We start from the raw sequence: 23,696 nt of genomic DNA, 5'->3' as shown, positions 1-23,696 counted from the left end.
AATTAAAAAGGATATTTTCTACCGTATCCGAAAGCTTTTTTAGAGATTTTGATGATCGGGGGACATTGAGCTCGTTTGTATTCATTTCGTTTTACCATTTGAATGACTTTTTCGACAGTAGCTTTCGGGTAACCTGCCTTTATAATCATTTCCGGTGAATGGTTTTCCTCCAGGTATAGTTTTAAGATACCGTCCAATTCGTTGTAGTCCGGTAAAGAGTCCTGATCTTTTTGATTCGGCCGTAATTCGGCTGATGGTGCTTTTTGTATAGTATTTTCCGGAATGATGATCTGATTCCGGTTGATATATCGGGCTAACGCATAGATATCGGTTTTAAAAACGTCTCCGATTGTACCCAGTGAACCGCAGAGATCGCCGTAAAGCGTGCCGTATCCGACAGCTGCTTCACTTTTATTGGAAGTATTCAGGGGAATATAACCGTATTTGTTAGACATGGCCATAACCAACATTCCCCGGGTACGAGCCTGAAGATTTTCTTCTGCTACATTGAAGGGCTGGTCTTTAAATAAAGGATGTAAGGCTTCCAGATATTGTTCGTAGATTGCTTTAATGGCAATGGTTTCATGGGGCATTCCGATATTTTCTGCCAGCGCTAATGCGTCTTGAACCGAATGTTCGGTGGAATAACATGAAGGCATTAAAAGTCCCATAACATTTTGTGCTCCTAAAGCTTCGGCAGCCAAAGCAGCGACTACGGCGGAATCGATACCTCCCGATAAGCCTAAGATAGCTTTTTGAAAACCGTTCTTTTCGAAGTAATCCCGGATACCGAAGACCAATGCTTTATGGAGCAGAGCGATCCGGTCTTGAGAAACAGGTGATTGAAGTGTAGGGGTACCTAATTTATTGGTATCGATAAGCTGAAAGTCTTCTGCAAATTCGTTCAATTGGCAAGCTTTCTTCCCTTTGTAGTTATAAACCATTGAATTACCGTCGAACAGTACAGAAGTATAACTTCCTACATGATTGACAGCGATCAGGTTTTTATTGTATTTTTGAGCCAAAGTGGCCAGTACTTTCCGCTTTTCCCGGCTACTATCGACAGTAAAAGGAGTCATACCGATAAAGATGACAAAGCTATCTGTTTTGTCGATGTATTCCGATTCGTATTCGTCGAATAAAATCCGTATATTTTGATTTTTATACCGGATCGGCGTATTATCTTCTCCTGCGATAAAATAACGGCTTTCACTGAAAATATCATAATCACTCAGGATGTTTTTATGAACACCGTCTACCACTTCCCCATGCTGAATAAAATAGGCTGAGTTGTACATAATACCATTTTCGCTATCCAAATTCGGTGCTCCTACAATAGCTGCAATGTGAGTACATGTGGCTGCGATTTTTTCTATGGCCATACGACAGGCATTTACAAATTCCTCTCTCTCCAGTAAATCCTGGGGCAATGCGCCGGAAACAGCCAGTTCCGGGAATAGGATCAGTTCTGCTTTTTGATTTTGAGCCTTTTGGATCGCAGAAATGATTTTTTCGCTATTTCCTTGAATATCTCCGGCTTTATAATTTAATTGTGGTATAGCAATGATCATAATTTAGTGTATTACAGGTTAAAAAGTCGTTCTGAGTCTCAGAGATTCTTACCGACTTTAAGCAACTATCGTATTACCTTTTTATCTTTTCGTTTATCTTTGCCGTAAAATTACGATTTTTAGTATCAAAATAATTAAAAATGGCCTTGAAGTTTCTTTTAATTCTAATAATTCTTGGTTTTTGGTTTTCCGGCTGTAAGAGAAATCCGGCTCCGGAAGTTAGGAATTTATTGAAAGATACGAAGATCGGAGATTTATTTCGTTTAGATACAGCGATACCCGATTGGGGTGCACTGTATGAAAGGTAGAAAGTAAAAATAGAAAAAGGGTGATGGAAAAAAAAGAGATTAGAAAACAGATTCGGGAGATAAAAAAGCAGTATACGCTAGAGGATAAGAAAAGAATGTCCGCTTCCGTTTGGCAACAGGTGGAGCATAATGAGGTATTTCAACGGGCCCGGGTAGTGTTGGCTTATTGGTCGATGGACGACGAAGTGTTTACGCATGACTTTGTTTGTAAATGGGCAGAAGAAAAGACCATTTTATTACCTTGTGTAAAGGGGGATGAATTGGAAATCCGTTATTTCGACGGCCGCGAAAAATTGTGTCCCGGAGAAGGGTATGCTATTCCGGAGCCTGTCGGCCGGCTTTTTACCGATTTGAATAAAATCGATGTCATTTTGGTGCCGGGCGTCGCTTTTGACCGGACTTTGAATCGTTTAGGCCGGGGGAAAGGCTTTTATGATAAGATTTTGTCACAGACGAAGGCTTGTAAAATAGGGATTTGTTTTGATTTTCAGTTGTTAGACCGGATTCCGACCGAAGTGCACGATGTCAGGATGACTCAGGTGATCAGTAGTCGGTAAGACTATAATAAATAAAGCGGAGCAAAAGCCCCGCTTTATTTTTTCATGCTGTTATAATATTTAAGCCTGTTTGATAGCTTCAACCGGGCAAACACCAGCACAAGTACCACAATCTGTACATGCATTAGGGTCAATTTCATAATGATCAGCACCCATAGAAATTGCTCCTACCGGGCATTCTCCTTCACATGTGCCGCATGAAATACAGTCATCAGATATTACGTAAGCCATTTCTTTATTTGTTTAATTGATTAATAATGGGCAAAAGTATAATCATTATTTGAAAGAAAAAAGTTTTTATTTGTTTTTTATATTTTCAAATCCGTTAGAGACCTCATATTTAAATTTATTTCCTATCTTTGCCCCCTGATTTTACGGGGAATAATTGAAATCGTGTAATGGGGAGACAGACTGGCTTATACCCCCGGAGTTGAAATCTGTTTCTGAGTAGCACAAAAAAAGATTTATTATGCAAGTGTTTGAATTACAGGGAGAATTGAGAACTGATCTGGGTAAAAAAGCGACTAATCTGCTGAGAGCTGAAGGGAAAGTACCTTGTGTTCTTTATGGTGGTAAAGAAAATGTACATTTTTCAGTGGTTGAAAAAGATTTGCAAAAATTGCTTTACACTCCGGTTGTATACATCGTAAAAGTAAATGTAGCAGGACAGAGCTACGAAGCTGTTATGCGTGAAATCCAGTTCCATCCCGTAAGCGACCGTGTATTGCACATGGATTTCTATCAGATCTCCGAAGATAAACCAGTGATAATGGAAGTGCCTGTTAAATTACAGGGATTTGCTGAAGGTGTACAGGCTGGTGGTAAACTTTCTTTGGTAGTTAGAAAATTGAAAGTGAAAGCTATTCCTGCTAATCTGCCGGGAGAAATTGTATTGGATGTAACGAATCTGGGCTTAGGAAAATCTATTAAAGTGAAAGACCTGTCTTTTGAAAACTTTGAGATTGTAAATGCGAAAGAGGTTGTTGTTGCACAAATTAAACTGACTCGTGCTGCCCGTGCTGCTGCTCAGGAAGGAAAATAACAGATAAATTATGAAGTATCTTATTGTTGGGTTAGGAAATATCGGCCCGGAATATCAGGATACGCGGCATAATATCGGATTTAATGTATTGGACGCTTTTGCTAAAGCGTCCAATGCTGTTTTTGAAGATATGCGTTATGGGGCTGTTTGCGAAATGAAATTGAAAGGTCGGACCCTGGTCTTGCTGAAACCCAATACATACATGAACCTGAGTGGTAAAGCTGTCAGTTATTGGATGCAAAAAGAAAAGATCGCTCTGGCAGATTTGTTGGTTATTGTCGACGACCTGGCCTTACCTTTCGGGAAGATGCGTTTAAGAGCACAAGGAAGTGACGGAGGACATAACGGCTTGAAAAATATCAATGCCTTATTAGGCACCTCTGCTTATGCCCGTTTGAGATTCGGTATCGGTAATGATTTCCTGAAAGGACAGCAGATCGATTATGTGCTGGGAACATGGCAGGGCGAAGAAGCTGAAAAATTACCGGCTTTGTTGGAACGGGGTGGAGAAATTATTACTAGTTTTGTATTACAAGGTATTATAAGGACAATGAATACTTTTAATACAGACAGAAAGTAAAAAATTAAAGGCGGAAAGGCTTAATTAGTGAAATAGTGGAGGAGAAAGTAAGAATAGATAAATGGCTTTGGGCAGTCCGGATATTTAAAACTCGTTCTCTGGCTGCTGAAGAATGTGGCAAAGGACATGTTACCATCGGAGATGTACATGTCAAGGCTTCCCGTGAACTGAAGGGAGGCGAGATTGTGAAAGTAAGGATTCCGCCTATTGAACGGCATTATCGGGTGAAGGCACTTACGGCGAAGCGGATGTCGGCACAATTGGCGGTTGATTTTGTGGAAGAGGTGACTCCGCCTGAAAATTTGGCTTTGTTGAATGCGGTAAAAGTTTATGGCTTTGAATCGCGTCCCCGGGGGTTAGGGCGTCCCACGAAACGTGATCGCCGGATGATCGATAAAATGAAAGAAGGAGATGATTACGACTTGTAACCTATAAATTAAAACCAGATCGTATTGTGTTAATAGCCAGAGAGAAAAAAAAGAATAATATTGCCGAATATATTTTGTATATGTGGCAGCTTGAAGATATGCTCCGGGCTTTGAAGCTGGATATGGAGCAGGTGGATCGTTATCTGGTGGCCGGTTTCCAGGCGGATGAACGGACTTCGAAGGAAATTCATGATTGGTATGATAACCTGATCGCTATTATGCAAAAAGAAAAAGTGGAAGAGAAAGGGCATATTCAGGCCCTGAAAAATACAGTGGATGAACTGACCGAATTACACTTTTTCTTGTTGCACCAGGCTCATGACGGGAGATATCGGCAATTGGTGACCCAGGCGGCCGGAAATTTGGTGGAGTTTCGTAGGAAAGCCGGTGTGGACGATACGGTCTCGGATGTGGAATTGGCTTTAAACGGTTTGTATGGACAGCTGATGCTGAAATTACAAAAACGGGAGATTCATCCGGAAACGGTAGCGGCTATGGAATCGTTCAGTAAAATGATTGCTTATCTGGCTGCCCGTTACAAACAAATGGAAGAAGAAGCTGAAAATTCAAAATTTTAATCTGATAGAATATGAAAGTGCTGATTGCAGTGTTGTGCCTGTTGGTTGCGGGAATTCAATCGAAAGCCGAAACCAGTGAGAAAAAATATGAAAAAACTTATCCTAAAGCCGGAATCGAAGAGTTGGTGTTGTCCAACCAATATGGAAAAATGGAAATTGTTCAGGTGGATGGAGATGAGATCAAAGTAGCTGTAGCTATGAAGGTGACTGCTAAATCGGGGGTGAAAGCGGATGAAACACTCGAATTGATTCAGATAGTAGAAACGATTACCGGGCAATATCTCAATTTTAAGACCGAATTCGGGAAAGACATGGGATTGAAGCAGTTTCTGACCAACACGACATTAAATGTCGACTATAAAGTATCTGTTCCGAAAGGAATCAAGTTGAGATTGATCAGTACAAACGGCAATGTATACCTGACTAATTTTTCAGGTGAGGTAAATGCGGATATTCGTGTCGGGGATTTTAAAGCGACTGCTTTGAGCGGAGGAGAATTGTACATCAAGCAAGAGAAAGGAATTTTCAATGTAGAAGAGGTGGCTTTGATGAAAGGAGAGTTTCGGAATTGTACCATTCGGATTGCTTCCGGTGATGATGTTCGGTTAGAAACCAATGCTTGTGACGGAGAGTTGGAATCGATGGGTAAGCTGAACTTGCGCTCTTCCGGCGGGACAATGAAAATCGGGGATGTGGAAGAATTGACCGGTAGCTCGTCTTTTACCAAATATGAGGTACAGGATTTAGGTAGTTATGTGGATATGGATATGAAAATGGGGGAAATGAATATACGCAATATACAACTGTTGTTTTCCGAGATCCGTTTGAAAGGTTCTTTTACTAAAGTCGGGCTGACTTTTGAAAAAGATGCCGGTTATCATTTGGAAATCAAGCATAACAAATCGTTGAAAATGGGGTTGCCGGATGGAATGGAATTGGAACAAAAGTCTGCATCTGAAAGGAATATGACCGTCAGCTCGAAATTTGTAGGCAATCCGAAATATACCGGAGAGGTTTTACTGGAACTTTCCAATGGTAGTCTGTATATTCAATAAGGAAAAGTGCGGGTTATTCTCCGTTGATTTGCAAATAATATCCTTTATTGTAGAGGCTGACGATGTGCAGGGCAGGGTCGGCAGTGAGCAGTTTCCGCAATTGAGAGATATAGTTTTGTAGTAAAGTGATTTTGCTTTTGCTGTCGTTGTGCCAGAGTTGCCGGCAGATATCGGTGGCTGCACGGCATTGCCGGGGCGGACGGCATAAGAGTACCAGCACTTCTCCTAATGCGCCGGTCAGGGGAATGATGTTGGGACCGATACGCAGCGTAAAACTGTCGGTGCGGAATGTGGTGAGCTCCGAGAGCCGGAGGACGGTTTCTCCGGCGGAATCATTAGTTTTGCCGGAGGCATGGCGTTGCCATACGGCAGCGATGCGGGCACAGATTTCTGCGATATCGGCTTCTTTGCGGATAAAGTCGGCGGTGCCGCTTTTCAGCGACGGGACACAATATTCGTTATACGAACTCAGAATGAGCACCGGAATTTCCGCATCCACCTGCCGGATACGCTCGAATACTTCCAAGCCGTTGAGTCCGGGCATCCGGAAGTCCAGCAGTACCAGATCGGGAGAAATACGTTCGAAAGTCTCCCAGGCTTCGTCGCCGCTGTATGTCGTCACCACCTCATAACCTTCTTCTTCCAGAATTTCGGTCATTTCCTTTGCGGTGAGGCGGTTGTCTTCGGCATAAAGTAGTTTCGGTTTGCAGTCCATAGTAATGAGTTTGACGAGGGGAAATTAGAAATTTTAATTGAATATACCAACTTTTCATTCCCATTCGATCGTTTTGAATTTTTCGAGCAGCAGATTGATTTGATCCAGTAATTCCCTGTAAACGCCGAGATTCTTCCTGAGGGTTGCGCCGAGTATTTCCGGATCGGCGGTTTGCGGATACCGGATGTCCCGGAGCCGGGGTTGCAGGCTGCGGATAAAAAGCTGCACCTCTTCGCGCTGGAAGCGTATGAAAGCTTGCTGGCGCCGGGCCATGTCCGTGGCGATCCGGTTCAACCGGATAGTCACCGACAGTCCCGCTAAGGCCAGGAAGAGCCCGAATCCGTAACGGCTGAACAACCGCAGCCAGGGATAAGCAAGCTGTACTTCTAACCGGTGGCCTTCGACATAACCGAGCGGTAGCGAACACTCTACCGGGAGAAATAATGCCTGTTGCTCTGTCCCGGCTCGCTCGATCGTCCGGCCCGCAGCATCGATGCGCCGGAATATTACCGGCAGTCGGTTGGCGGAATACTTTCGGTAAGCGGGGAGAATACTGTCTACACGCCAGGCCGTATCACGTAGATCATAATATAAACCTCTGTATATGTGAGATTGGTTGATATGAGTGCCCATGGCCAAGGTCGTATCCTGACCGTTGTGTGTCACCGTAATGGTTTTGGCTTCGAAGTCATTGCAGAAACAGTTGGTGTCTTCCCGCCATTTAAAAGAACTCGTATTGTTTTTAAAGATGGCTTCGTCGAGGTTCGGGAGTTCTTCGTTGACGAAGGCTCTCCGGTCGGCGATATATAGGTTGCCTGTCCAGAATAGTGCGGCAAACATTATGGCGACGATGAAACAGGAGTAGAACCGGGGGGATAGGTGAATCTTCCGGGGGCGGTGTTTTTGGCCGGGAGTGAATGTCAGTATAAAACGGCTGCCGTGTCCCGGCCGGCTGTCGAGGCGGAGCCGTGCTCCTATCCGGCGGGCGGTATTCCGGATATAAGCCAGCCCTATCCCGTGGTTGTCGCCTGTCGGAACGGAACGGAAGCCGGGACGGAAAATCCGGCGGTGCAGGCGGCGGGGAATACCAGTGCCGTTGTCCTCGACCGTGAGGCGCAGTCGTCCCCGGCGGTCGGCATCACAGATGACGGTGATGGTAGCTTCGGGTCCGGCATGGCGGAGGGCATTATCGATCAGGTTGCCGATAATGTGCGATAAGTGAAAGGAATCGCCCTGCACGATCGGCGTGTCGAGCCGGTAGTCGACAGCGATACGCGAGGCATCGCCCCTGCCTCCGTAGCGGGCGGCCACTTCTTCGAGCATGCTCCGGAGATCGAATCCGGCCGTTTCTGGGTTCGTCCCCCAGTAGCCGGCCGAGCGGTCGATAAGTTGCGTCATTTCGTCGGTGATGGCTACAAGCAGGTGACGGCATACATTCAGTTTTTCGTGTATTTTTTCTGCCGGCCATTCGCCGACATGTTGCAGCAGGTGTTGTTCGATATGGCAGCTGGTACAAAACGGGGTTTTCAGGTCGTGAATAAAAATAAGTTGTTTTTCCGTCAGGAGGTGATTGCGTTGCCGTCTCTTTTCCCGCCGGAGAATAAGTAGGCCGAAAGACAGGGCAAATAGAAACGGGACAATGGAAAGCAACAGACCGTAACGTTGTCGCAGCCAAAAGCGGTTGAAGGGAAAATCGAACCAGGCCGTGAGTGTATCGGGTTCGAGATTGCCTAATTGGAATTGCGCGAAGTCCGGTTGCCGATACGGTTTCCGGCAGTCCGCCGGATAACGGTCGATGATTTTTCCCGTTGTATCCTGCCGGATAAAAACGGGGTTCAGGTCCTCCCAAGGGCAGAAATGCCGGAACCAGGCGGCAAGGCTGTCGATATTCCAGCTTTCCCGATTGAAATCGTAAAGTTTACGCCTGTAAAAAACAAGAAATAGTTGGCTATTCGTATCTATGTGAAAATATTTCCCTTTATAGGTATATGTCATGATCAGGCGCCCCTTCATACTAAAATCGTCAAGTCCGTTTGTCTCTTGTATGGGGCAGGTATGTATTTCTTCTTTTATGGCATCTTCTATAAATTTTCCCGTAACATATCGGAAATCTCTTCTTTCCGCATGGTAAAGAGAATACAACCATCCTGCTTCCAGAAGCAATAATAGGATGATCATCAGGTGGATATATCCGGATATGGAAAGGTGGCTTTTTTTCATTCGGTTAAAAATAGATTACTTTGAAACAATATCCAATTTTTTTCATGCCGGAAAAACGGAAAATTTTAAGAACAATTTGAGAACATTGGCTATTGGGCGGACCGGAAAAATATCATAAACTTATCCCAAATTTTCAAGTGCTAAGATTAGATATCGGAATGAATACGACTTTTTTGAAAAACGGACGGATGGTCCTCGGTATTTTGTTTGTTTTGGGATGTTGTGCCTGTTCGGATGAAAGTGTGCCGGCCGGGAAGGTTACGGAAGAATCGGTATACGACCGTATGGGGCGGTTGCATAATGAAGGATTGGATTATGTTTTGGAGCGGATTTCGGAGGAGGCTCCGTTTACCCGCAGCGGGGCACGGAAACTTCCGCCGGCAGAAGAAATCCGGGATATGTGCGACGATTTTGCCCGTATGTGCGGATATGTCTGTCCGGCCCGGACAAGGGCCGGCAGTGAAGTGTCCGATGATTTTTCTTTTCTCTCCGTTGCGCAGCAGGAATGGGTCGGTCGTTTGAAATCGGAGGTGCGACGGGTGACACCTGAGCGGACAGAAGATTTTGCCATAGCTGTCGGACGGCTGGAACAACAGGTGGAGCTGGATGATCGTCTCGCTGTTTCCGAACGGGAGATCGTGCGCTATGCCATGGCCGTATGCCGTTATTCCGCGGTCTATTGGGCGGAAAACTATGAACGTTGGATGACGGAATTGTTCGGGGTGGGTAAGTTGCCTTTGAATCGTATGCGGACAAGGGGGGAAGAAACGCCTGTATCGAAGGAATGGTGGGAAAACTATAAAACCGTTGTTTGGAGCGATGGTATGAGTGCGGTTCAACGAGGGGAAAAATATTATCTCCAGGGAGCTATTGCCGGGTCTGTTGGGGAGGTTTTACAGGGTAATCAGTAGTATCTGCCTGTGCGGGATTTTTAATAAACCTTTAAAAAGTGAATCTATGAAAGTAAAAATCGTTCAACGGAAAAATCCGCAGAAACCCGATGAACCGGGTAAATTCTACGGTCAGCCGGTGCTCGACGGAGTGGTCGGGATGGATATGATCTGTCGTCAGATTGCGGGGCGTTCGTCGCTTACGGCCGGGGATGTAAAAAATGTGTTGACTAACTTTCTGGACGAGTTGCCTACTTATATGCTGATGAACCGCTCGGTGCAGTTGGAAGATTTCGGCATATTGCGGATCTCCTTCGGCAGCGAGGGGGTGGACCGGGCAGAGGATTTCTCGTCTTCTTTGATTCGTGGTGTAAAAATTGTTTTTACGCCGAGTGCAAAGATGAAGGAGCGGGTGAAATCGGAGATTACTTTCGAAGTGATCAACAGACCGGCGCTTTCGTCGTCTTCGGATACTCCCGGGGAGTCTGATTGATTGAGGGGAAGATGGCAGGTACTGCTATGAAAATCAGGTGGGTGTTGCGGCATAATCCGCAGAACCGTTTGTTGCCACCGAAATATTATGCTGCGCCGGTTTTTGCCGGTCGGCGGGATGCCGGGGAGATGATCCGGCAGATCGCCGGCCGGTCGGTTCTCTCGGCTGGAGACATTGTGGATGCGTTTGCGAATGCCGGAGAAGTGGCTGCCAACTGGCTGGCGGCCGGTTGTTCGGTGGAATTGCCGGAAATCGGCAGTTTGCTCCTGGAATTTTCGAGCGAGGGTTTTGACGATCCTGCCGATTTCCGTCCTGAGTCCCTGCGGGGGGTACGGCTTCGTTTCTATCCTTCCCGGCAATTGATGAAAGCGATAAAATCGCAATTGAACATATCTTTACCAGAATAGGGCCGGTTGTTTTCGGATTTTCTCCCGTATGTTTCGGTGAAAATATACGGAAGAAATTTCGGTTTGGTAGTACGAAATTGAAAAAACAAGCGCTTGTTTTCAGGAAAAGATACGGACGGATTTTTTGAAAGATACGGATGAATTTCGGAAAAGAAATAAAGAGGGCCATAAGAACGGCAGAGGGCCGGAGAAGAATCTTTTTCCGGTTTTTCCTGTTGATCGTTCTGGGAAATGTATTTTATTTTCCGGAGGGGTATGCCGACCGTTTTTTTACGCCGGGAATGCTTTGGACAGGGATTGCGGTGGGCGTGTCGGGGATGTTGTTTCCGTTCGTGGTGTCCGGACGTGTCGGTTTACCGGGACTGGCGTGTGTGGCTGTCGGGATACTGGCGGTGGTGGGCGGAAAGTCGGCCGGTGGCTTTTTTGCGTGGCAGACTGCGGCGTGGGGAGGGGCTATGTGGCTTTTATTCGTGATGACGGGATATTTTTCCGCCTGGGGGAAACCGGCCGACTGGTATGGGGGATTGTCGTTCGTGGGCGCGGTGGAAGCGTTTGCCGGAATCGGGCAATATGCCGGGATATGGCCGGTGTATAGTGCTTCTTTCCCGGTGACGGGGACATTCGACAATCCGGCAGGACTGGCGGCTTGTCTGGCAATCTGTTTCCCGGCGGCGCTTTATTTTATGGCTTCACGTCCTGTCGGTGCGAAAGTGTGGGGCGGATTATCGGCATTATCGATGGGGGCTGCGGTGGTTTTATCGGGTTCGCGCACCGGGATGGTGGCAGTGGGATGTCTGGCTGCGACTTCTGTTTACCGTTTCTTTTTGGGCGGTCGCTGGCCGGCTTGGAGGGTAAGGGCGGCGTTTGTTTCAGTGGGGGCGGTAATGCTCGTCGGCCTGTATTGCTGGAAGAAAGATTCGGCGGACGGTCGTCTGTTGGTATGGAATTGTTCGTTGGAGATGCTGGCCGATGCTCCCCTGACGGGACATGGACCGGATGCTTTTCAGGCAGAATATATGGATTATCAGGCCGGCTGGCTGGCGGAGCATCCGGAGGAAAAATGGGAACGGTTGGCCGGTAATGTCAGGCATCCTTTTAATGAGTATCTGCGGATTGCTGCCGAATACGGAGTGGCGGGACTGCTACTGGTTGCCGGGGTGATATGGCTGTTGTGGCGATGGTATCGTCGTTGCCGTCCGGAGGACCGTCCGTTGTACCGGAGTATCGGAGGGGCGGGGATTTGCGGTTTGTTTTCCTATCCGCTGAATTATCCGGCGGTATGCGTACTTTTGGTGTTGCTGCTGGGGGTGATTGTGCGTGGACGTCCCGTTTGCTTTTATGGAGGCCGGTGGTTTAAAACCGGAATAGGGGCTTTGGCCGTAGCGGTGTTGGCGGTTACTTTATATTGGAACCGGGCGGAACGTGAATGGCACCGCATTTCCTGTTTGTCTTTAAACGGCCGGACGGAGGAGGTGTTGACCGATTATGCCCGTTTATATCCTTTTATGCGCGAAAATCCCTTATTCCTTTACAATTACGGGGCGGAGCTGCATGTGGCGGGATTGTGGACGGCAAGCCTGAGTATATTGACAGAATGTGTCCGGGGCCTGAACGATATGGATGTACAGATGTTGCTGGCCGATAATTATAGCCGTTTGGGTGAATACGACCGGGCGGAACGGCATTACCGCCGGGCAGCCCGGATGTGTCCCAATCGTTTTATGCCGCTTTACCGTTTGGTGAAGCTATACCGGCAAACCGGGCGTGAAGCCGAAGCCCGGCAGTTGGCCGGAGAGATTATCGTAAAGCCGGTGAAAGTGCCGTCGTTCCGGGTGGACCGGATGAAACGCGAAATGGAAGAGTATTTGCGAAAACCATGACCGTCAAATCTTGTACCATTTGTGGATGCCGACATTCTTAAAATGTTCATAATGGACCGGGAAATTTTGAGAACAATTTGAGAACATTGGCCATTGTCCGTTTGATTGCTTATGTATAGTTTTGTCGAACTGGTAATTTGAAAAATCATTTAATATTTTAAGGTATGAAAAAGAGGATGTCGTTGTATACCTGGATGATCGTGGGAAATTTCATATTCCCTTTTATGAATGTTTTGTTTCCTTATCTTTATTGGAGGCAGAATCGGCAAACGGAAGATACAGCCTTTACGAAAGAGGCTTGTAATTTGTTGAATTTTCAAATATTGTTTTCTTTTATTATGATAGGGGTATTCGTATTTGGATGGTATCAGGCAATTGTGGGTTGGAGTATGGATGAGGCAGCTTCTTTCGGTTTTATGAAATGGGGATTGGTGGTTATGACGATGGTAAATATTATTTATCCGTTGGTAGTTATGCTTATTACTTCAGTCGGAAAGAAGACGTTTCGGGCCTGGCCGCCGACAATACCGTTTTTCCGGGCTTGAACAAGTGATGTATATTTCCGTTTAATGGAATCAGATGGTCATTGTGCTTTTACTTGTGTTAAGGAAAGAAAGAATCGTGGGAAAGTAAATTGATTAAATTTTTATATATGAAACTTCATGTTATTTTTAGATTAGCTACGTCACTTTATCGGAGTTGTTTTGTGTATGTTTTTGTCTTATTGTGTTTGGCTGGATTTTTGAATTCTTGCGAAAGAGAAGTTCTGAAGGGTGATGAAAAGATCGTTCAGGTAGAACCTGCTACCTGGCAAGAACAAATAAAATATGCGCAGAATAGAAACAGAATCGGCACAGAAACTTATAATTCCGATAGACCTTGTCTTTTGAACTACACCTATAAGGGAACAATTGAGTCGGAAACCGAACGTCAGAAATTATTGGAAGAACTTTTTGCCGATACCACTATGGTGGTTTGGTATAAGGACTTTTGGCATTTTGAAATTCTTTCTTTAAAAGAGGCTAAGGAAAAGGCAAAGGTTAGTGGAGGTGAACCTTATGTTTTAATTGAAGAGCAACTCCGTACAGGTATTTGTATCGGGATGGAGATGGTCGATCTAAAGTGGCTGTATAAGGGAAAAACTTATCATTCTACAGCTATTGTTTCTAATGAACATGGGGGTTTTGTATACGAACATATCGGTTATCGTGTGATCGATGCAGAAGAAGGTAGCTTTCAGGAAGACGATTATTCAGAAATGAATTCTTTACGTACAAAGACTTCTTCGGAAGGTGATGGGTCTGATCCTAATCCCGGTGGCGGAAGCGATATAATACTTAGATTTACTAAAATGAATTCTGTTAAAAATGCAGCAGGGATGGTGGTTGCAACCTATAATATAACAGTAAGATCTGTTTTTAATAGTGCGGGAATATTAATTGATCGTAATTTGAATGCAACTCACTCTGCGGCTTATGGATTTACTTGTACGGCTGATGTTCGGACAGTAAGCGGAACATTATATTCTTCCAAATATCATGAATTTGCTTGGGGATATAGCTATGGTTCAGGTGTTTCTGTCTCATTAGGTTGGAATGGTTCTGGCTTTACGATATCGGGTGGAGGACAGGGAGCTACCGGGACAGAGATTCATAGGCCATAAATAGAAAGTATTTTTGGGGATGTTATAGTGTATACCGGAAAGTTCAAAAAGTAAAGAATGAAATCCGGGAGAATGTGCAATTGAATTTGAAGTAAAAGAAAGTTGCTATGAAATACATTGTTTTCCTGATCGTTGTTTGTTCTTTTTTGCCTGCCAGAGGACAAACTATTTATGGCCGGACAATGGCCGGATTGCCTAAGATGGAGTATGCTCCGGATAAACAAGGAATTATTATTCGGGGAGAATTGGTGTATCATGATTCGGAAAAACAGGTGATTTCTGAAAAAAGGTACAAACGTTTGATGAGAAAAACGAATAAATATGGAACAATGTTCTGGGCTGGTGGAGGGGATACCCTGAATATAGGATTGAAGTCTTATCGCCCCTCTTTATACAAAGGCAGGCAATTGCCTGTTGTGGGCTTCGAGGGGATGGACGGGCGTTGGATCGAGCCGGGGAAGTGTGGGCATCCGGTCATATTGGCTTTCTGGCAGAAAAATTGTTGCGGTTATCCTGAAGATTTTTGAATACTTTAGATAGCATTGCAGGAATACATCCGGAAGTGGAAGTGGTTACATTGCCTTTTTTCCCTGAAGCCAAAGAGTGGGTACAGAAACAAATTTGGAAGAATTTTGAGGTTATTCCTGACTATCATGACGAATATGATAATTGTTTCTGTACCGGAGGACGGTTGCTTGTTATTGCGGACCGGACGGGAAAAATCAAAGAATATTATGTAGGACCGGCCTTTAAAAGGCTGAAAAGAATTAATAAATTTATAAAACGATATATCTAAAAACATTAAGCTATGAGAACTTTAATCATTTTAGCGGTTATTATTTTAGGGTATGTGAACGCCATGGGGCAACAAACGGTAGACCTGGATAAGGCGAGCCAGAAACTGAAAAAATCCGATTTGCCTTTCAAAAGTTGTAAGATGATGGCTTATACGGATCAGGGGGTAGAGTATCGGGGCAAAGCTTGTGCCACTTACCGGGATCTGAGCCGGAAACGCAAATTGCAGGAAGAAACGGGGGAAATGTACGTACCTTTCTGGTTTAAGGTCGGAAACGGATGCAAGCTTTTTTCTGTGGTGCTGAACGTTTCGCCTTGCCTGACGGAAACGCTGGTGACTTATAAAGGCAACCGGGAAACGGACCGGCTGGAGGCGAAACTCTATTTCAACAATGATATTGCCGTGAAACAATGGCAGCTGACTGCCGAAGGCGAAGTGATCGTCTATGAATTGGTTTTCGCCGGAGATACGGGCGAGGTGACGGAGGACGGTTTTGCAGGAGCGGAAGCTCAACGGGTGGATACCTACTACCGGATCAGCCGGGACGGGACGTTCGAACGGGTGAAAGAGGTGCGCTATGCGCCGAAGTATTATACGGCCGAAGAACTGGGCGATAAGACGAAAAACATTTGGGACGGAGACGAAACGGTGTTGTAAACAGAACTGTCGAACCGAGCTTTCGTACCTTTTTGTTGCAGGATGAAAAAGGTTGTGTTACTATGGGGAGTGATCCTGGGATGTTGTGCCTGTATGGATCTGCCTGCGGACGTAGAAGAGGCGTTGGCGCTGGCAGGAGGAAACCGACGGGAATTGAAGGCTGTGCTGAGGCATTACCGGCAGGATTCACTGAAATTCCGGGCTGCCTGTTTCCTGATCGCCAATATGCGTTGGCATTATTCGGACGATAGCGGATATTGCTTGTACAGTGATGCGAAAGATTCGGATTTATGTGATCTCCGGCGATTCGACCGGTCTTTCCTGATTTCTCATGTCGATCATGCTTTTGATGTGTGGGAGAGTTCGCCTTGTGCCGCAGGACTTTCTTTCGGCGAATTTTGCGAGTATATTTTGCCCTACAGAAGTTTGGCAGGATATCCGGATTGTTTTTCCGGGGCGGAATTGTATGATTTGTTCGGAAAGTATGCCGGTGCAGGGCAAGGGGATTCGCTGGCAGGTTACGTAGCGAGGTATAACCGGATCAAGACGGATTTTGGGGGAGTGACGGGGGAACGATCGGCATTGGATAGTAGTTTGTACAGGCCGTTTTTTCCGGGACGGGAATGTACGGATGTGGCTGTGATCGGTTGTCAGATTCTCCGGGCTTGCGGATTGCCGGTGATGGTGGAATTTTGCAATGCTTACCGGGACTTTCCCGGCCGGCATTTTTATTGTACGGTCCGGGACGACCGGGGACGTTGGTGGCCCTTTAATCCGGAGACCTCCTTGCCCGGTGAGGGTAAATCGGTACCGGTGGAGCCGATGAATCTTTACCGGCAGTATTTCGGAGCACAGCGGGATAATCCCTTTTTTCTGAAAGCTGCGGGCGAATATGTGCCGTCTTTGTTCGACAATCCGTGTTTGCGGGAAGTAACGGGCGAATGTTCGGAGGTTTTCCGGGTAACTCTTCCTTGGACCGGGCCTGCGAAGAATCGGTTGGTTTATTTAGCGGCATTTCAGGCTTGGGGCGATATGGCGCCGGTGACCTGGGCTGAGGTGGATACGTTGAATGGCCGGGCGGTGTTTACACAGGTGATGCCGGATCGGTTGTATTTTCCGGTGTATTATGAAGGACGACGGATGTGCGTATTCGGTGAGCCTTTTGTGGTTGCCCGGGATTCACTCACGCCGGAAGGTTTTACAATACAGGCATTCCGGACGGACACCACCCGCCGGGGGACGGTTGTACTGACCCGGAAGTTTCCCCGTAAGCCGGCCATGATCCGCCTGGCCGAGAGGCTGGTAGGAGGAGTGTTCGTGGGAGCTAACCGGGAAGATTTTTCGGATGCCCGGGTGTTGTATACGCTTACCGAACCGCCTGTTCCCTGCTTGCAGGATGCGGTGCTGCGTCATCCGGGTGCCTTCCGTTATTATCGTTTTATCGCTCCGCCTGCCTTTCCGCAGGCTAATCTGGCGATGCTGGAATTTCTGACCCGCCGGGACCGCGGATATACAAATGTTGCCGAGCCGGCACCGGCGGCGGTATTGTCTCCTGACGACACATTGGCGGCAAAAGGAGAACAATGGGTAAAATTGCTGGATGCACCTTCATGGGAGGAGATGAAATGGCAACCTGAATATGACGGGAATATGCTGACGGCTCCCGGTGCTTTCTCTACGATTACGCTGAGATTGGCACAACCGCAGGTGGTGGAACGGATCCGCTTTGCCCCGCAAAATGCCGATAACGGTATCCGGCGGGGAGATTTATACGAACTGTTTGGTTGGGGAAAACAAGGTTGGCATAGTTACGGCAAAAAGAGGGCTGAATATGAATTTTTGCTCTATGACCGCATTCCTGCCGGAGAAGTATTGTGGTTACGGAATTACTCCGAAGGCCGGGAAGAGCTGCCTTTTATCGTCGAACCGGCAGGAAATGCCGACGGGTTCGCCCAAAGATTTATCCGCTTGCCCGACAACAAATAGTAAATAATAATTGAAAGTAATAACTATGAGAAACAGAATTTTAATGACTATGGTAATCATCGTCATTGTTGGGATTGCAATACAAGGTATTATTGGAATAATTGCGGGAATAATTGTTGCGTCAATTGTGGGTATTGTTTATGCTCTTATTAAAAAAGATAAACTAATGAAAAAATGGTCAGTTGTTGTGTTTATTCTTAGCATTGTTTGTTTAATACTGTTTTATGTTTGTTTAATAAATTCAAATATGTAATGTGATTATATTTTATACGAATTTTAATCAATGAAAATTATGTTAAATCAATCGTTATGAAGAAGGTAAATTTGTATTGTTTGTTAATCTCTGTTTTGTGTCTGATTTTTATTTGGGGTTGTGGACAAGGTACTAAATTAGAAAATTCTAATGACAGCTTGGAAGTTGAAATAAATTTAGCAAAATCTTTGTCTGTCAATAAGCAAGATTTGAAATTAATTGGTTTTAAAACATTTTATGTTTCAGATGAAAATGAAAGAATTAAAATAAAAGAACTTACACCTATAATTAAAGAAAAGGCATCGAATTACTATATAGCAGAAGATGGTAGTTTTTTTAGAGTATATTTTCCTTTACATACAGCTATTGTTAAATGTAATGATAAGATATATTATGCTGATGAAAAAGGTGTTGTCAAAACTGATGATGTTATTAATTTGGATGAGGTTGACGTGGCAGTTATTGGAAGAAAACGTTCAGAATATGTTAGAGGAACAGGTACAAATATTATTGAAGGTGATAAATTATTTTTAGCAACGCCATTATTAACCAATAGGAATATACTAAATAGAGGGTATGTGGGGACAAAAAGTGCAAGTTATAATTTATGTGTTTTTGATTTAGGAGAGCAAATTGTAAATAGTAATGAATGTTGTGACGAGGTTGTGAAAATAAAAACGAGAAGTGAAGGGGGAGATGGTGGCAAAATTTCTTGTATGGCAAATCATGGTGGTAAAAATTGCTCGAATGCTTTTGGTATAAATAATGGGCGTTGTACTTTTAATCCTAATGTTTGTATGGACTATAATGGTTGGTTTACTGATTGTGTTAATGGAAAAGTGTCAAATTTCCCCGGAAGTGATTGCGACACAGCGATGGGGCGTGGAGAATGTTGGAATGAAATAATGTAGCAGGGAATGCCGACGGGTTCGCCCAAAGATTCATCCGGTTGCCGGACAAGCCGGATAAGTAAAAAATAGAATCAAAATCTGTTCGGAATATTTGCAATATTCTTTTTTTGTCATACATTTGTTCCGATAAAAAGAAAAAATGAGAAATAGTTTACATCATAACCATCATCATTGCCATCACTGTTTCAGGTGAGATGATGTTGTTATGCTGTTCGGTCTTCAATAAAAGTATAATAAGCTCGCCTGATTCAGGCGGGCTTTTTTTGTTTTTTGCCTACCCGGATCAGTCGGGCGCTAACTCTAAATAGCGTTATGATAAACTTAAAAATTGCAATCCAGAAATCCGGCCGTTTAAATGAAGATTCACTGACTTTACTGAAAGAGTGCGGGATATCTATCAACAACGGAAAAGATCAGTTAATGGCCCAGGCCTCTAATTTCCGATTGGATGTATTGTATTTGAGGAATTCCGATATCCCGCAATATGTGCGAGATGGGGTGGCCGACATTGCCATCATCGGGGATAATACGGAAAAAGAGAAAAAAACGGGTATCCGTCATGTGCTCGACCTGGGGTTTTCCAGGTGCCGGTTATCAATAGCTGTACCTAAAAATGTCGATTTTCAGGACATCTCTTATTTACAGGGGAAAAAGATTGCGACTTCTTATCCGAACTCTTTAAAAGATTTTTTGACGGAAAACGATATAGAGGCTGAGATTCATGAGATTTCCGGTTCGGTGGAGATAGCTCCCAATATCGGATTGGCCGATGCGATTTGTGATTTGGTCAGTTCCGGGAGTACTTTGTTTAAAAACGGCCTGAAAGAGGTATATAAGATTTTTGAATCTCAGGCTATTTTGGTGGCTAATTCCGGTTTATGCGGTGAGAAGCAGGAATTGTTAGCCCAGTTGGTATTTCGGATTAAGGCTGTATTGGCTGCTAAATACAACAAATATATTTTACTGAATGCTCCTGAAAAAGCTTTGGATCGGATCTGTCGGCTTTTACCGGGAATGAAAAGTCCTACCATCATGCCTTTACGCGAAAACGGATGGGTGTCTGTTCATTCGGTTGTGAATGAAAATGAGTTTTGGGAAGTAATCGGTAAATTGAAGGAAGCCGGAGCGGAAGGGATTCTGATCGTGCCGATTGAAAAAATGATTTTGTAATACTGAAAAAGAGATAGCTATGGAAAGAATAATAAATCCCGTCCGGGAAAGATGGGTGGACTTATTGAAGCGTCCTCGGATGGAAAATGCTGATCTGCAGAAAATCTGTAAAGCTATTTTTGCAGAGGTCCTGAAAGACGGCGATAAGGCTTTGGTTAAATATACCTGGTTTTTCGACCAGGCTAAAGTAGAACGCTTGCAGGTGGCTGAAGCAGAGTTCCGGGAAGCTGAAAGAGAGGTAAGTAATGATTTGAAAAGGGCGATAACGGAGGCCCGGCAAAATATTGAGGCCTTTCATACTTTGCAACTGACCGGACGGAACGAATATGTCAATCCGAAAGGATTCCGTTGCTGGCAAGAGACTAGAGGGATCGGAAAGGTGGGCTTGTATATTCCCGGAGGAAGTGCTCCCTTGTTTTCTACCGTATTGATGCTTGCCGTTCCGGCCCGGATTGCCGGTTGTGAGGAAATCGTTTTGTGTACACCTCCGGATCGTTCAGGTAGAGTTCATCCGGCTATTTTATGGACAGCCCGCCAATGCGGAGTGGATAAAGTCTTTAAAGTCGGGGGAATACAGGCTATCGGGGCGATGACTTTCGGCACGGAGAGTGTGCCTAAGGTGTATAAAATCTTCGGTCCCGGTAATCAGTATGTTACAGCGGCAAAACAGCTGGCCTGTAATTATGGTACGGCGATCGATATGCCGGCAGGACCTTCCGAAGTCATTGTGATTGCCGACCGTTCGGCCGATCCTCGTTTTGTAGCGGCAGATTTATTGTCACAAGCTGAGCACGGTCCGGACAGCCAGGTGATATTATTGACAACGGACAGCTGCCTGGTCGATTGGGTTCAGAAAGAGATAGAAAGTCAATTGGCCGTATTGCCCCGTAAGACTATCGCTTCGAAGGCTTTGGAAAATTCGAAAGCGATAGTACTGGAAAATGTAGATGAATGTTTGGAATTGGCAAATGAATATGCACCGGAACACTTGATCCTGAGTGTGGAAAATTATCTCGATTCGATACCACAAATAAAAAATGCAGGCTCTGTGTTTCTGGGTAACTATTCTCCTGAAAGTGCAGGAGATTATGCTTCGGGTACCAATCATACCCTACCGACCCATGGATATGCCAAAGCATATAGCGGAGTGAATGTGGATGCTTTTGTGAAAAAAATTACTTTTCAGGAAATAACCCGGGAAGGCCTGCTCGATCTGGCTCCGACCATCGGGGTTATGGCGGAGCATGAACTTTTGTATGCACACCGGAGGGCGGTGGAGATACGGAAAGAAGGGGGGAAAGAAAAAAGTGAAAAAAGCAAAAGGCTGGAGGTTGGAAGTGAAAGGGAGGGACAATGAAATGGGAGGAAATTTATGGAAATAGAAAAATTGATACGTAAAAATATTTGGGAATTACAGCCTTATTCGTGTGCTCGGGAGGAGTATGAAGGAGGACAGGCTATTTTACTCGATGCGAATGAAAATCCTTTCGATACGGGAGTGAATCGTTATCCGGATCCTTATCAGCGGGAATTGAAGAAAGAACTGGCCCGACTGAAGGAAGTGAAGGTGGATCATATGATTTTGGGAAATGGGAGCGATGAGCTGATCGATTTATTGATCCGGAGTTTCTGCGAACCTGCGGAAGATAATATAGTCGTCTTTTCTCCCGGTTATGCTATGTATGAAGTGAGTGCTGCGATTAATCGGGTAGGAGTGAAAAAAATCGATCTGACAGCCGATTTGTTACCCGACTGGTCCGAGTTGAGACGACGAGTGGACGATCGCACCAAACTGATTTTCCTTTGTACGCCTAATAATCCTACCGGGAAGGTTATCCCTTACGGGCAGATTGAGCGGTTGTGTGGGGAGTTTCAAGGAATGGTGATCGTCGACGAGGCCTATATCGATTTTACAGACGCACCTTCTGCGGTGCATTTATTGGATAAATACCGGAATGTCGTTGTTTTGCAGACTTTGTCGAAAGCTTGGGGAATGGCAGGATTGCGTTTGGGGATAGGCTTAGCCGATCCGGAAGTAGTCGGAATATTGAATCGGGTGAAAGCTCCTTATAATATCGGGGGACTGACCCAACAGACCGCTTTGGCCCTTCTCCGGCAATATGATCTTTTCCAGAATCGGCGGACTGGGATTATCCTCGAACGGGAGCGTCTGATCCGGGAATTGAGAGGGTTGGGTATATTCCGGCGAGTATATGATTCGGAAGCCAATTTTATATTGGTCATCACTGAATTTTGTCAGAAGTTATATCGCTATCTGATTGCTTGTCGGGTGGTTGTACGGTTACGGGATATTCCGCCTTTGATCGGAGGAGGAATCCGGATCACTGTCGGTACCCGGGAGGAGAACGATCGGTTGCTGGAAGTTCTTCATGAATATGATAATGTAATGGAAGTGAATACCTTATGAAAAAGATGTTATTTATAGACCGGGACGGTACGATCATCAAAGAACCGACAGACAATTTTCAGGTGGACCGGCCGGAAAAACTGAAGTTTATGCCGGGAGTGATCGGAGCACTGCGGGAGATTACCGGGAATACGGATTTTCGATTGGTGATGGTGAGTAACCAGGATGGCTTAGGGAGCGCCGATTTTCCTATGGAAGATTTTATGCTTCCGCAAACATTGATGTTGAAGGTGTTGGAAAGTGAAGGGATCGTTTTCGACGAGATATGTATCGATCCGAGCCGGCCGGAAGAATATTCCCGTTTTAGGAAACCCGGAATAGGGATGGTAGAAAAATATTTGAATGAATATTTGGATACTGAAAATTCCTATGTGATCGGGGATCGGGAGACCGATATGCAGCTGGCTGCTCATATGGGGATAAAAGGGATTTGGCTGGGAGAATGGAGGGAGACCGATTTACCGGTGGTATTGCATACAGATTCCTGGCGGGAAATTACCCGATTTATAATATCAGGAAGCCGGAAAGTCCGGATTTGTAGGAAAACTGCGGAGACAGAGGTAACTGTTACTTTAAATTTGAATGGGGAAGGTCGTTGCAGTATAAAGACCGGTTTGTCGTTTTTCGACCATATGCTGGAACAAATCGCCCGGCACGCAGGGGTAGATCTGGAGATCGGAGTACGGGGAGATTTGAAGGTCGACGAGCATCATACCGTTGAGGATACGGCTATTGTATTGGGGGAGTGTTTCGCTAAAGCCCTGGGAAGTAAAAAAGGAATCGAAAGATATGGTTTTGCTTTGCCTATGGACGATGCAAAGGCTGAGGTATTACTCGATTTCGGCGGAAGGACTTGGTTGGAATGGGGGGTCACTTTGAAACGGGAATATGTCGGAGATTTTCCGACGGAGATGGCCCGGCATTTTTTTGCTTCTTTTTGTCAGAGCGGGCAGTGCAATCTGCATATCTCGGCCCAGGGAGAAAATACGCATCATATTCTGGAGGCTGTATTCAAAGCTTTTGCCCGTGCCGTACGGCAGGCTATCCGGCAAACCGGAGGAGGGATCCCTTCGTCGAAGGGCTGTCTCGCTTAGTTTAGGAATGACGA

26 protein-coding genes are annotated in these 23,696 nt (G+C 45.3%); 22 read left to right on the top strand and 4 right to left on the bottom strand.

What is annotated here, in order from left to right:
- Positions 1-2: 2 nt before the first annotated feature.
- Positions 3-1,571 (bottom strand): NAD+ synthase, encoded by a 1,569-nt coding sequence (locus ODOSP_RS10665; protein WP_013612322.1) that lies wholly within the window; start codon positions 1,569-1,571, stop codon positions 3-5.
- 331 nt (positions 1,572-1,902) lie between these two features.
- Here ODOSP_RS10665 and ODOSP_RS10660 point away from each other — a divergent pair, with 331 nt between their 5' ends.
- The gene (locus ODOSP_RS10660; RefSeq protein WP_013612320.1) at positions 1,903-2,436 is read left to right on the top strand and encodes a 5-formyltetrahydrofolate cyclo-ligase; all 534 of its coding nucleotides are present in this window, start codon (positions 1,903-1,905) and stop codon (positions 2,434-2,436) included.
- A gap of 60 nt (positions 2,437-2,496) precedes the next feature.
- On the opposite strand, the gene ODOSP_RS19250 is transcribed toward ODOSP_RS10660, so the two are convergent.
- Positions 2,497-2,667: a 4Fe-4S binding protein gene (locus ODOSP_RS19250; protein ID WP_013612319.1), complete on the bottom strand. Its 171-nt coding sequence runs from the start codon at positions 2,665-2,667 to the stop codon at positions 2,497-2,499.
- A 238-nt stretch (positions 2,668-2,905) separates the two neighbouring features.
- Between ODOSP_RS19250 and ODOSP_RS10655 the strand changes: the two genes are divergently transcribed.
- The 5 genes from ODOSP_RS10655 to ODOSP_RS10635 are packed head-to-tail and all read left to right on the top strand — an operon-like array spanning position 2,906 to position 6,119.
- Complete coding sequence (locus ODOSP_RS10655) at positions 2,906-3,478, top strand: 50S ribosomal protein L25/general stress protein Ctc (RefSeq protein WP_013612318.1); 573 nt, start codon at positions 2,906-2,908, stop codon at positions 3,476-3,478.
- Between the two features lie 10 nt (positions 3,479-3,488).
- Complete coding sequence (pth, locus tag ODOSP_RS10650) at positions 3,489-4,058, top strand: aminoacyl-tRNA hydrolase (protein WP_013612317.1); 570 nt, start codon at positions 3,489-3,491, stop codon at positions 4,056-4,058.
- Positions 4,059-4,093: 35 nt separating this feature from the next.
- Positions 4,094-4,486: an RNA-binding S4 domain-containing protein gene (locus ODOSP_RS10645; protein ID WP_013612316.1), complete on the top strand. Its 393-nt coding sequence runs from the start codon at positions 4,094-4,096 to the stop codon at positions 4,484-4,486.
- A 26-nt stretch (positions 4,487-4,512) separates the two neighbouring features.
- Positions 4,513-5,064 carry a DUF4924 family protein gene (locus ODOSP_RS10640; protein WP_013612315.1) on the top strand — a complete coding sequence of 184 codons (552 nt, stop codon included), beginning with the start codon at positions 4,513-4,515 and terminating at the stop codon, positions 5,062-5,064.
- A gap of 11 nt (positions 5,065-5,075) precedes the next feature.
- Positions 5,076-6,119, top strand: a complete 1,044-nt coding sequence (locus ODOSP_RS10635) for a DUF4097 family beta strand repeat-containing protein (protein ID WP_013612314.1) — start codon at positions 5,076-5,078, stop codon at positions 6,117-6,119.
- A gap of 13 nt (positions 6,120-6,132) precedes the next feature.
- On the opposite strand, the gene ODOSP_RS10630 is transcribed toward ODOSP_RS10635, so the two are convergent.
- Both ODOSP_RS10630 and ODOSP_RS10625 read right to left on the bottom strand, forming a co-directional pair.
- Entirely contained in the window at positions 6,133-6,834 is a 702-nt protein-coding gene (locus tag ODOSP_RS10630; RefSeq protein WP_013612313.1) for a response regulator transcription factor, read from the bottom strand.
- Positions 6,835-6,888: 54 nt separating this feature from the next.
- Positions 6,889-9,054: a sensor histidine kinase gene (locus ODOSP_RS10625; protein WP_013612312.1), complete on the bottom strand. Its 2,166-nt coding sequence runs from the start codon at positions 9,052-9,054 to the stop codon at positions 6,889-6,891.
- 158 nt (positions 9,055-9,212) lie between these two features.
- On the opposite strand from ODOSP_RS10625, the gene ODOSP_RS10620 reads away from it, so the two are divergent.
- The 16 genes from ODOSP_RS10620 to hisB all read left to right on the top strand — a co-directional run bounded on the left by ODOSP_RS10620 (position 9,213) and on the right by hisB (position 23,682).
- Positions 9,213-9,965, top strand: a complete 753-nt coding sequence (locus ODOSP_RS10620) for a hypothetical protein (RefSeq protein ID WP_013612311.1) — start codon at positions 9,213-9,215, stop codon at positions 9,963-9,965.
- Positions 9,966-10,011: 46 nt separating this feature from the next.
- Positions 10,012-10,437, top strand: a complete 426-nt coding sequence (locus ODOSP_RS10615; RefSeq protein WP_013612310.1) for an HU family DNA-binding protein — start codon at positions 10,012-10,014, stop codon at positions 10,435-10,437.
- Positions 10,438-10,448: 11 nt separating this feature from the next.
- The gene (locus ODOSP_RS10610; protein ID WP_013612309.1) at positions 10,449-10,844 is read left to right on the top strand and encodes an HU family DNA-binding protein; all 396 of its coding nucleotides are present in this window, start codon (positions 10,449-10,451) and stop codon (positions 10,842-10,844) included.
- A 137-nt stretch (positions 10,845-10,981) separates the two neighbouring features.
- Positions 10,982-12,724 (top strand): O-antigen ligase family protein, encoded by a 1,743-nt coding sequence (locus ODOSP_RS10605; RefSeq protein ID WP_013612308.1) that lies wholly within the window; start codon positions 10,982-10,984, stop codon positions 12,722-12,724.
- A 164-nt stretch (positions 12,725-12,888) separates the two neighbouring features.
- Positions 12,889-13,269: a DUF4870 domain-containing protein gene (locus ODOSP_RS10600; protein WP_013612307.1), complete on the top strand. Its 381-nt coding sequence runs from the start codon at positions 12,889-12,891 to the stop codon at positions 13,267-13,269.
- 107 nt (positions 13,270-13,376) lie between these two features.
- Complete coding sequence (locus tag ODOSP_RS10595) at positions 13,377-14,387, top strand: hypothetical protein (protein WP_041556694.1); 1,011 nt, start codon at positions 13,377-13,379, stop codon at positions 14,385-14,387.
- Between the two features lie 107 nt (positions 14,388-14,494).
- Positions 14,495-14,914 carry a hypothetical protein gene (locus tag ODOSP_RS10590; RefSeq protein WP_013612306.1) on the top strand — a complete coding sequence of 140 codons (420 nt, stop codon included), beginning with the start codon at positions 14,495-14,497 and terminating at the stop codon, positions 14,912-14,914.
- A complete protein-coding gene (locus ODOSP_RS10585) occupies positions 14,911-15,183 on the top strand; it encodes a hypothetical protein (RefSeq protein WP_041556692.1) in 273 nt (90 codons plus the stop codon). The genes ODOSP_RS10590 and ODOSP_RS10585 overlap by 4 nt, the downstream gene beginning before the upstream one ends.
- 12 nt (positions 15,184-15,195) lie before the next feature.
- Positions 15,196-15,840 (top strand): hypothetical protein, encoded by a 645-nt coding sequence (locus ODOSP_RS10580; RefSeq protein ID WP_013612305.1) that lies wholly within the window; start codon positions 15,196-15,198, stop codon positions 15,838-15,840.
- A 42-nt stretch (positions 15,841-15,882) separates the two neighbouring features.
- A complete protein-coding gene (locus ODOSP_RS10575) occupies positions 15,883-17,826 on the top strand; it encodes a hypothetical protein (protein ID WP_013612304.1) in 1,944 nt (647 codons plus the stop codon).
- 25 nt (positions 17,827-17,851) lie between these two features.
- Positions 17,852-18,079, top strand: a complete 228-nt coding sequence (locus ODOSP_RS10570) for a hypothetical protein (RefSeq protein ID WP_118104541.1) — start codon at positions 17,852-17,854, stop codon at positions 18,077-18,079.
- A gap of 56 nt (positions 18,080-18,135) precedes the next feature.
- Positions 18,136-18,990, top strand: coding sequence for a hypothetical protein (locus ODOSP_RS10565; RefSeq protein WP_013612302.1), 855 nt, complete (start codon positions 18,136-18,138; stop codon positions 18,988-18,990).
- Between the two features lie 312 nt (positions 18,991-19,302).
- Positions 19,303-20,160 (top strand): ATP phosphoribosyltransferase, encoded by an 858-nt coding sequence (gene hisG, locus ODOSP_RS10560; RefSeq protein ID WP_013612301.1) that lies wholly within the window; start codon positions 19,303-19,305, stop codon positions 20,158-20,160.
- A gap of 19 nt (positions 20,161-20,179) precedes the next feature.
- Positions 20,180-21,517, top strand: a complete 1,338-nt coding sequence (hisD, locus tag ODOSP_RS10555) for a histidinol dehydrogenase (protein ID WP_013612300.1) — start codon at positions 20,180-20,182, stop codon at positions 21,515-21,517.
- A 15-nt stretch (positions 21,518-21,532) separates the two neighbouring features.
- Positions 21,533-22,588, top strand: a complete 1,056-nt coding sequence (gene hisC / locus ODOSP_RS10550) for a histidinol-phosphate transaminase (protein ID WP_013612299.1) — start codon at positions 21,533-21,535, stop codon at positions 22,586-22,588.
- A complete protein-coding gene (hisB, locus tag ODOSP_RS10545; protein ID WP_013612298.1) occupies positions 22,585-23,682 on the top strand; it encodes a bifunctional histidinol-phosphatase/imidazoleglycerol-phosphate dehydratase HisB in 1,098 nt (365 codons plus the stop codon). The genes hisC and hisB overlap by 4 nt, the downstream gene beginning before the upstream one ends.
- Positions 23,683-23,696: the final 14 nt, after the last annotated feature.

It is taken from the genome of Odoribacter splanchnicus DSM 20712 (assembly GCF_000190535.1).
Taxonomy (GTDB): domain Bacteria; phylum Bacteroidota; class Bacteroidia; order Bacteroidales; family Marinifilaceae; genus Odoribacter; species Odoribacter splanchnicus.
The sequence above is the reverse complement of the archived record's forward strand: the minus strand, read 5'-3'. Positions and strand labels throughout refer to the sequence as shown.

Coding starts and splice junctions, on each gene's coding strand:
- hisG (WP_013612301.1), top strand. CDS start 19,303: ATGATAAACTTAAAAATTGCAATCCAGAAATCCGGCCGTTTAAATGAA.
- ODOSP_RS10665 (WP_013612322.1), bottom strand. CDS start 1,571: ATGATCATTGCTATACCACAATTAAATTATAAAGCCGGAGATATTCAA.
- hisB (WP_013612298.1), top strand. CDS start 22,585: ATGAAAAAGATGTTATTTATAGACCGGGACGGTACGATCATCAAAGAA.
- ODOSP_RS10655 (WP_013612318.1), top strand. CDS start 2,906: ATGCAAGTGTTTGAATTACAGGGAGAATTGAGAACTGATCTGGGTAAA.
- hisC (WP_013612299.1), top strand. CDS start 21,533: ATGGAAATAGAAAAATTGATACGTAAAAATATTTGGGAATTACAGCCT.
- pth (WP_013612317.1), top strand. CDS start 3,489: ATGAAGTATCTTATTGTTGGGTTAGGAAATATCGGCCCGGAATATCAG.
- ODOSP_RS10630 (WP_013612313.1), bottom strand. CDS start 6,834: ATGGACTGCAAACCGAAACTACTTTATGCCGAAGACAACCGCCTCACC.
- ODOSP_RS10610 (WP_013612309.1), top strand. CDS start 10,449: ATGGCAGGTACTGCTATGAAAATCAGGTGGGTGTTGCGGCATAATCCG.
- ODOSP_RS19250 (WP_013612319.1), bottom strand. CDS start 2,667: ATGGCTTACGTAATATCTGATGACTGTATTTCATGCGGCACATGTGAA.
- ODOSP_RS10570 (WP_118104541.1), top strand. CDS start 17,852: ATGAGAAACAGAATTTTAATGACTATGGTAATCATCGTCATTGTTGGG.
- ODOSP_RS10565 (WP_013612302.1), top strand. CDS start 18,136: ATGAAGAAGGTAAATTTGTATTGTTTGTTAATCTCTGTTTTGTGTCTG.
- hisD (WP_013612300.1), top strand. CDS start 20,180: ATGGAAAGAATAATAAATCCCGTCCGGGAAAGATGGGTGGACTTATTG.
- ODOSP_RS10635 (WP_013612314.1), top strand. CDS start 5,076: ATGAAAGTGCTGATTGCAGTGTTGTGCCTGTTGGTTGCGGGAATTCAA.
- ODOSP_RS10600 (WP_013612307.1), top strand. CDS start 12,889: ATGAAAAAGAGGATGTCGTTGTATACCTGGATGATCGTGGGAAATTTC.
- ODOSP_RS10615 (WP_013612310.1), top strand. CDS start 10,012: ATGAAAGTAAAAATCGTTCAACGGAAAAATCCGCAGAAACCCGATGAA.
- ODOSP_RS10620 (WP_013612311.1), top strand. CDS start 9,213: ATGAATACGACTTTTTTGAAAAACGGACGGATGGTCCTCGGTATTTTG.
- ODOSP_RS10580 (WP_013612305.1), top strand. CDS start 15,196: ATGAGAACTTTAATCATTTTAGCGGTTATTATTTTAGGGTATGTGAAC.
- ODOSP_RS10590 (WP_013612306.1), top strand. CDS start 14,495: ATGAAATACATTGTTTTCCTGATCGTTGTTTGTTCTTTTTTGCCTGCC.
- ODOSP_RS10595 (WP_041556694.1), top strand. CDS start 13,377: ATGAAACTTCATGTTATTTTTAGATTAGCTACGTCACTTTATCGGAGT.
- ODOSP_RS10625 (WP_013612312.1), bottom strand. CDS start 9,054: ATGAAAAAAAGCCACCTTTCCATATCCGGATATATCCACCTGATGATC.
- ODOSP_RS10575 (WP_013612304.1), top strand. CDS start 15,883: ATGAAAAAGGTTGTGTTACTATGGGGAGTGATCCTGGGATGTTGTGCC.
- ODOSP_RS10605 (WP_013612308.1), top strand. CDS start 10,982: ATGAATTTCGGAAAAGAAATAAAGAGGGCCATAAGAACGGCAGAGGGC.
- ODOSP_RS10660 (WP_013612320.1), top strand. CDS start 1,903: ATGGAAAAAAAAGAGATTAGAAAACAGATTCGGGAGATAAAAAAGCAG.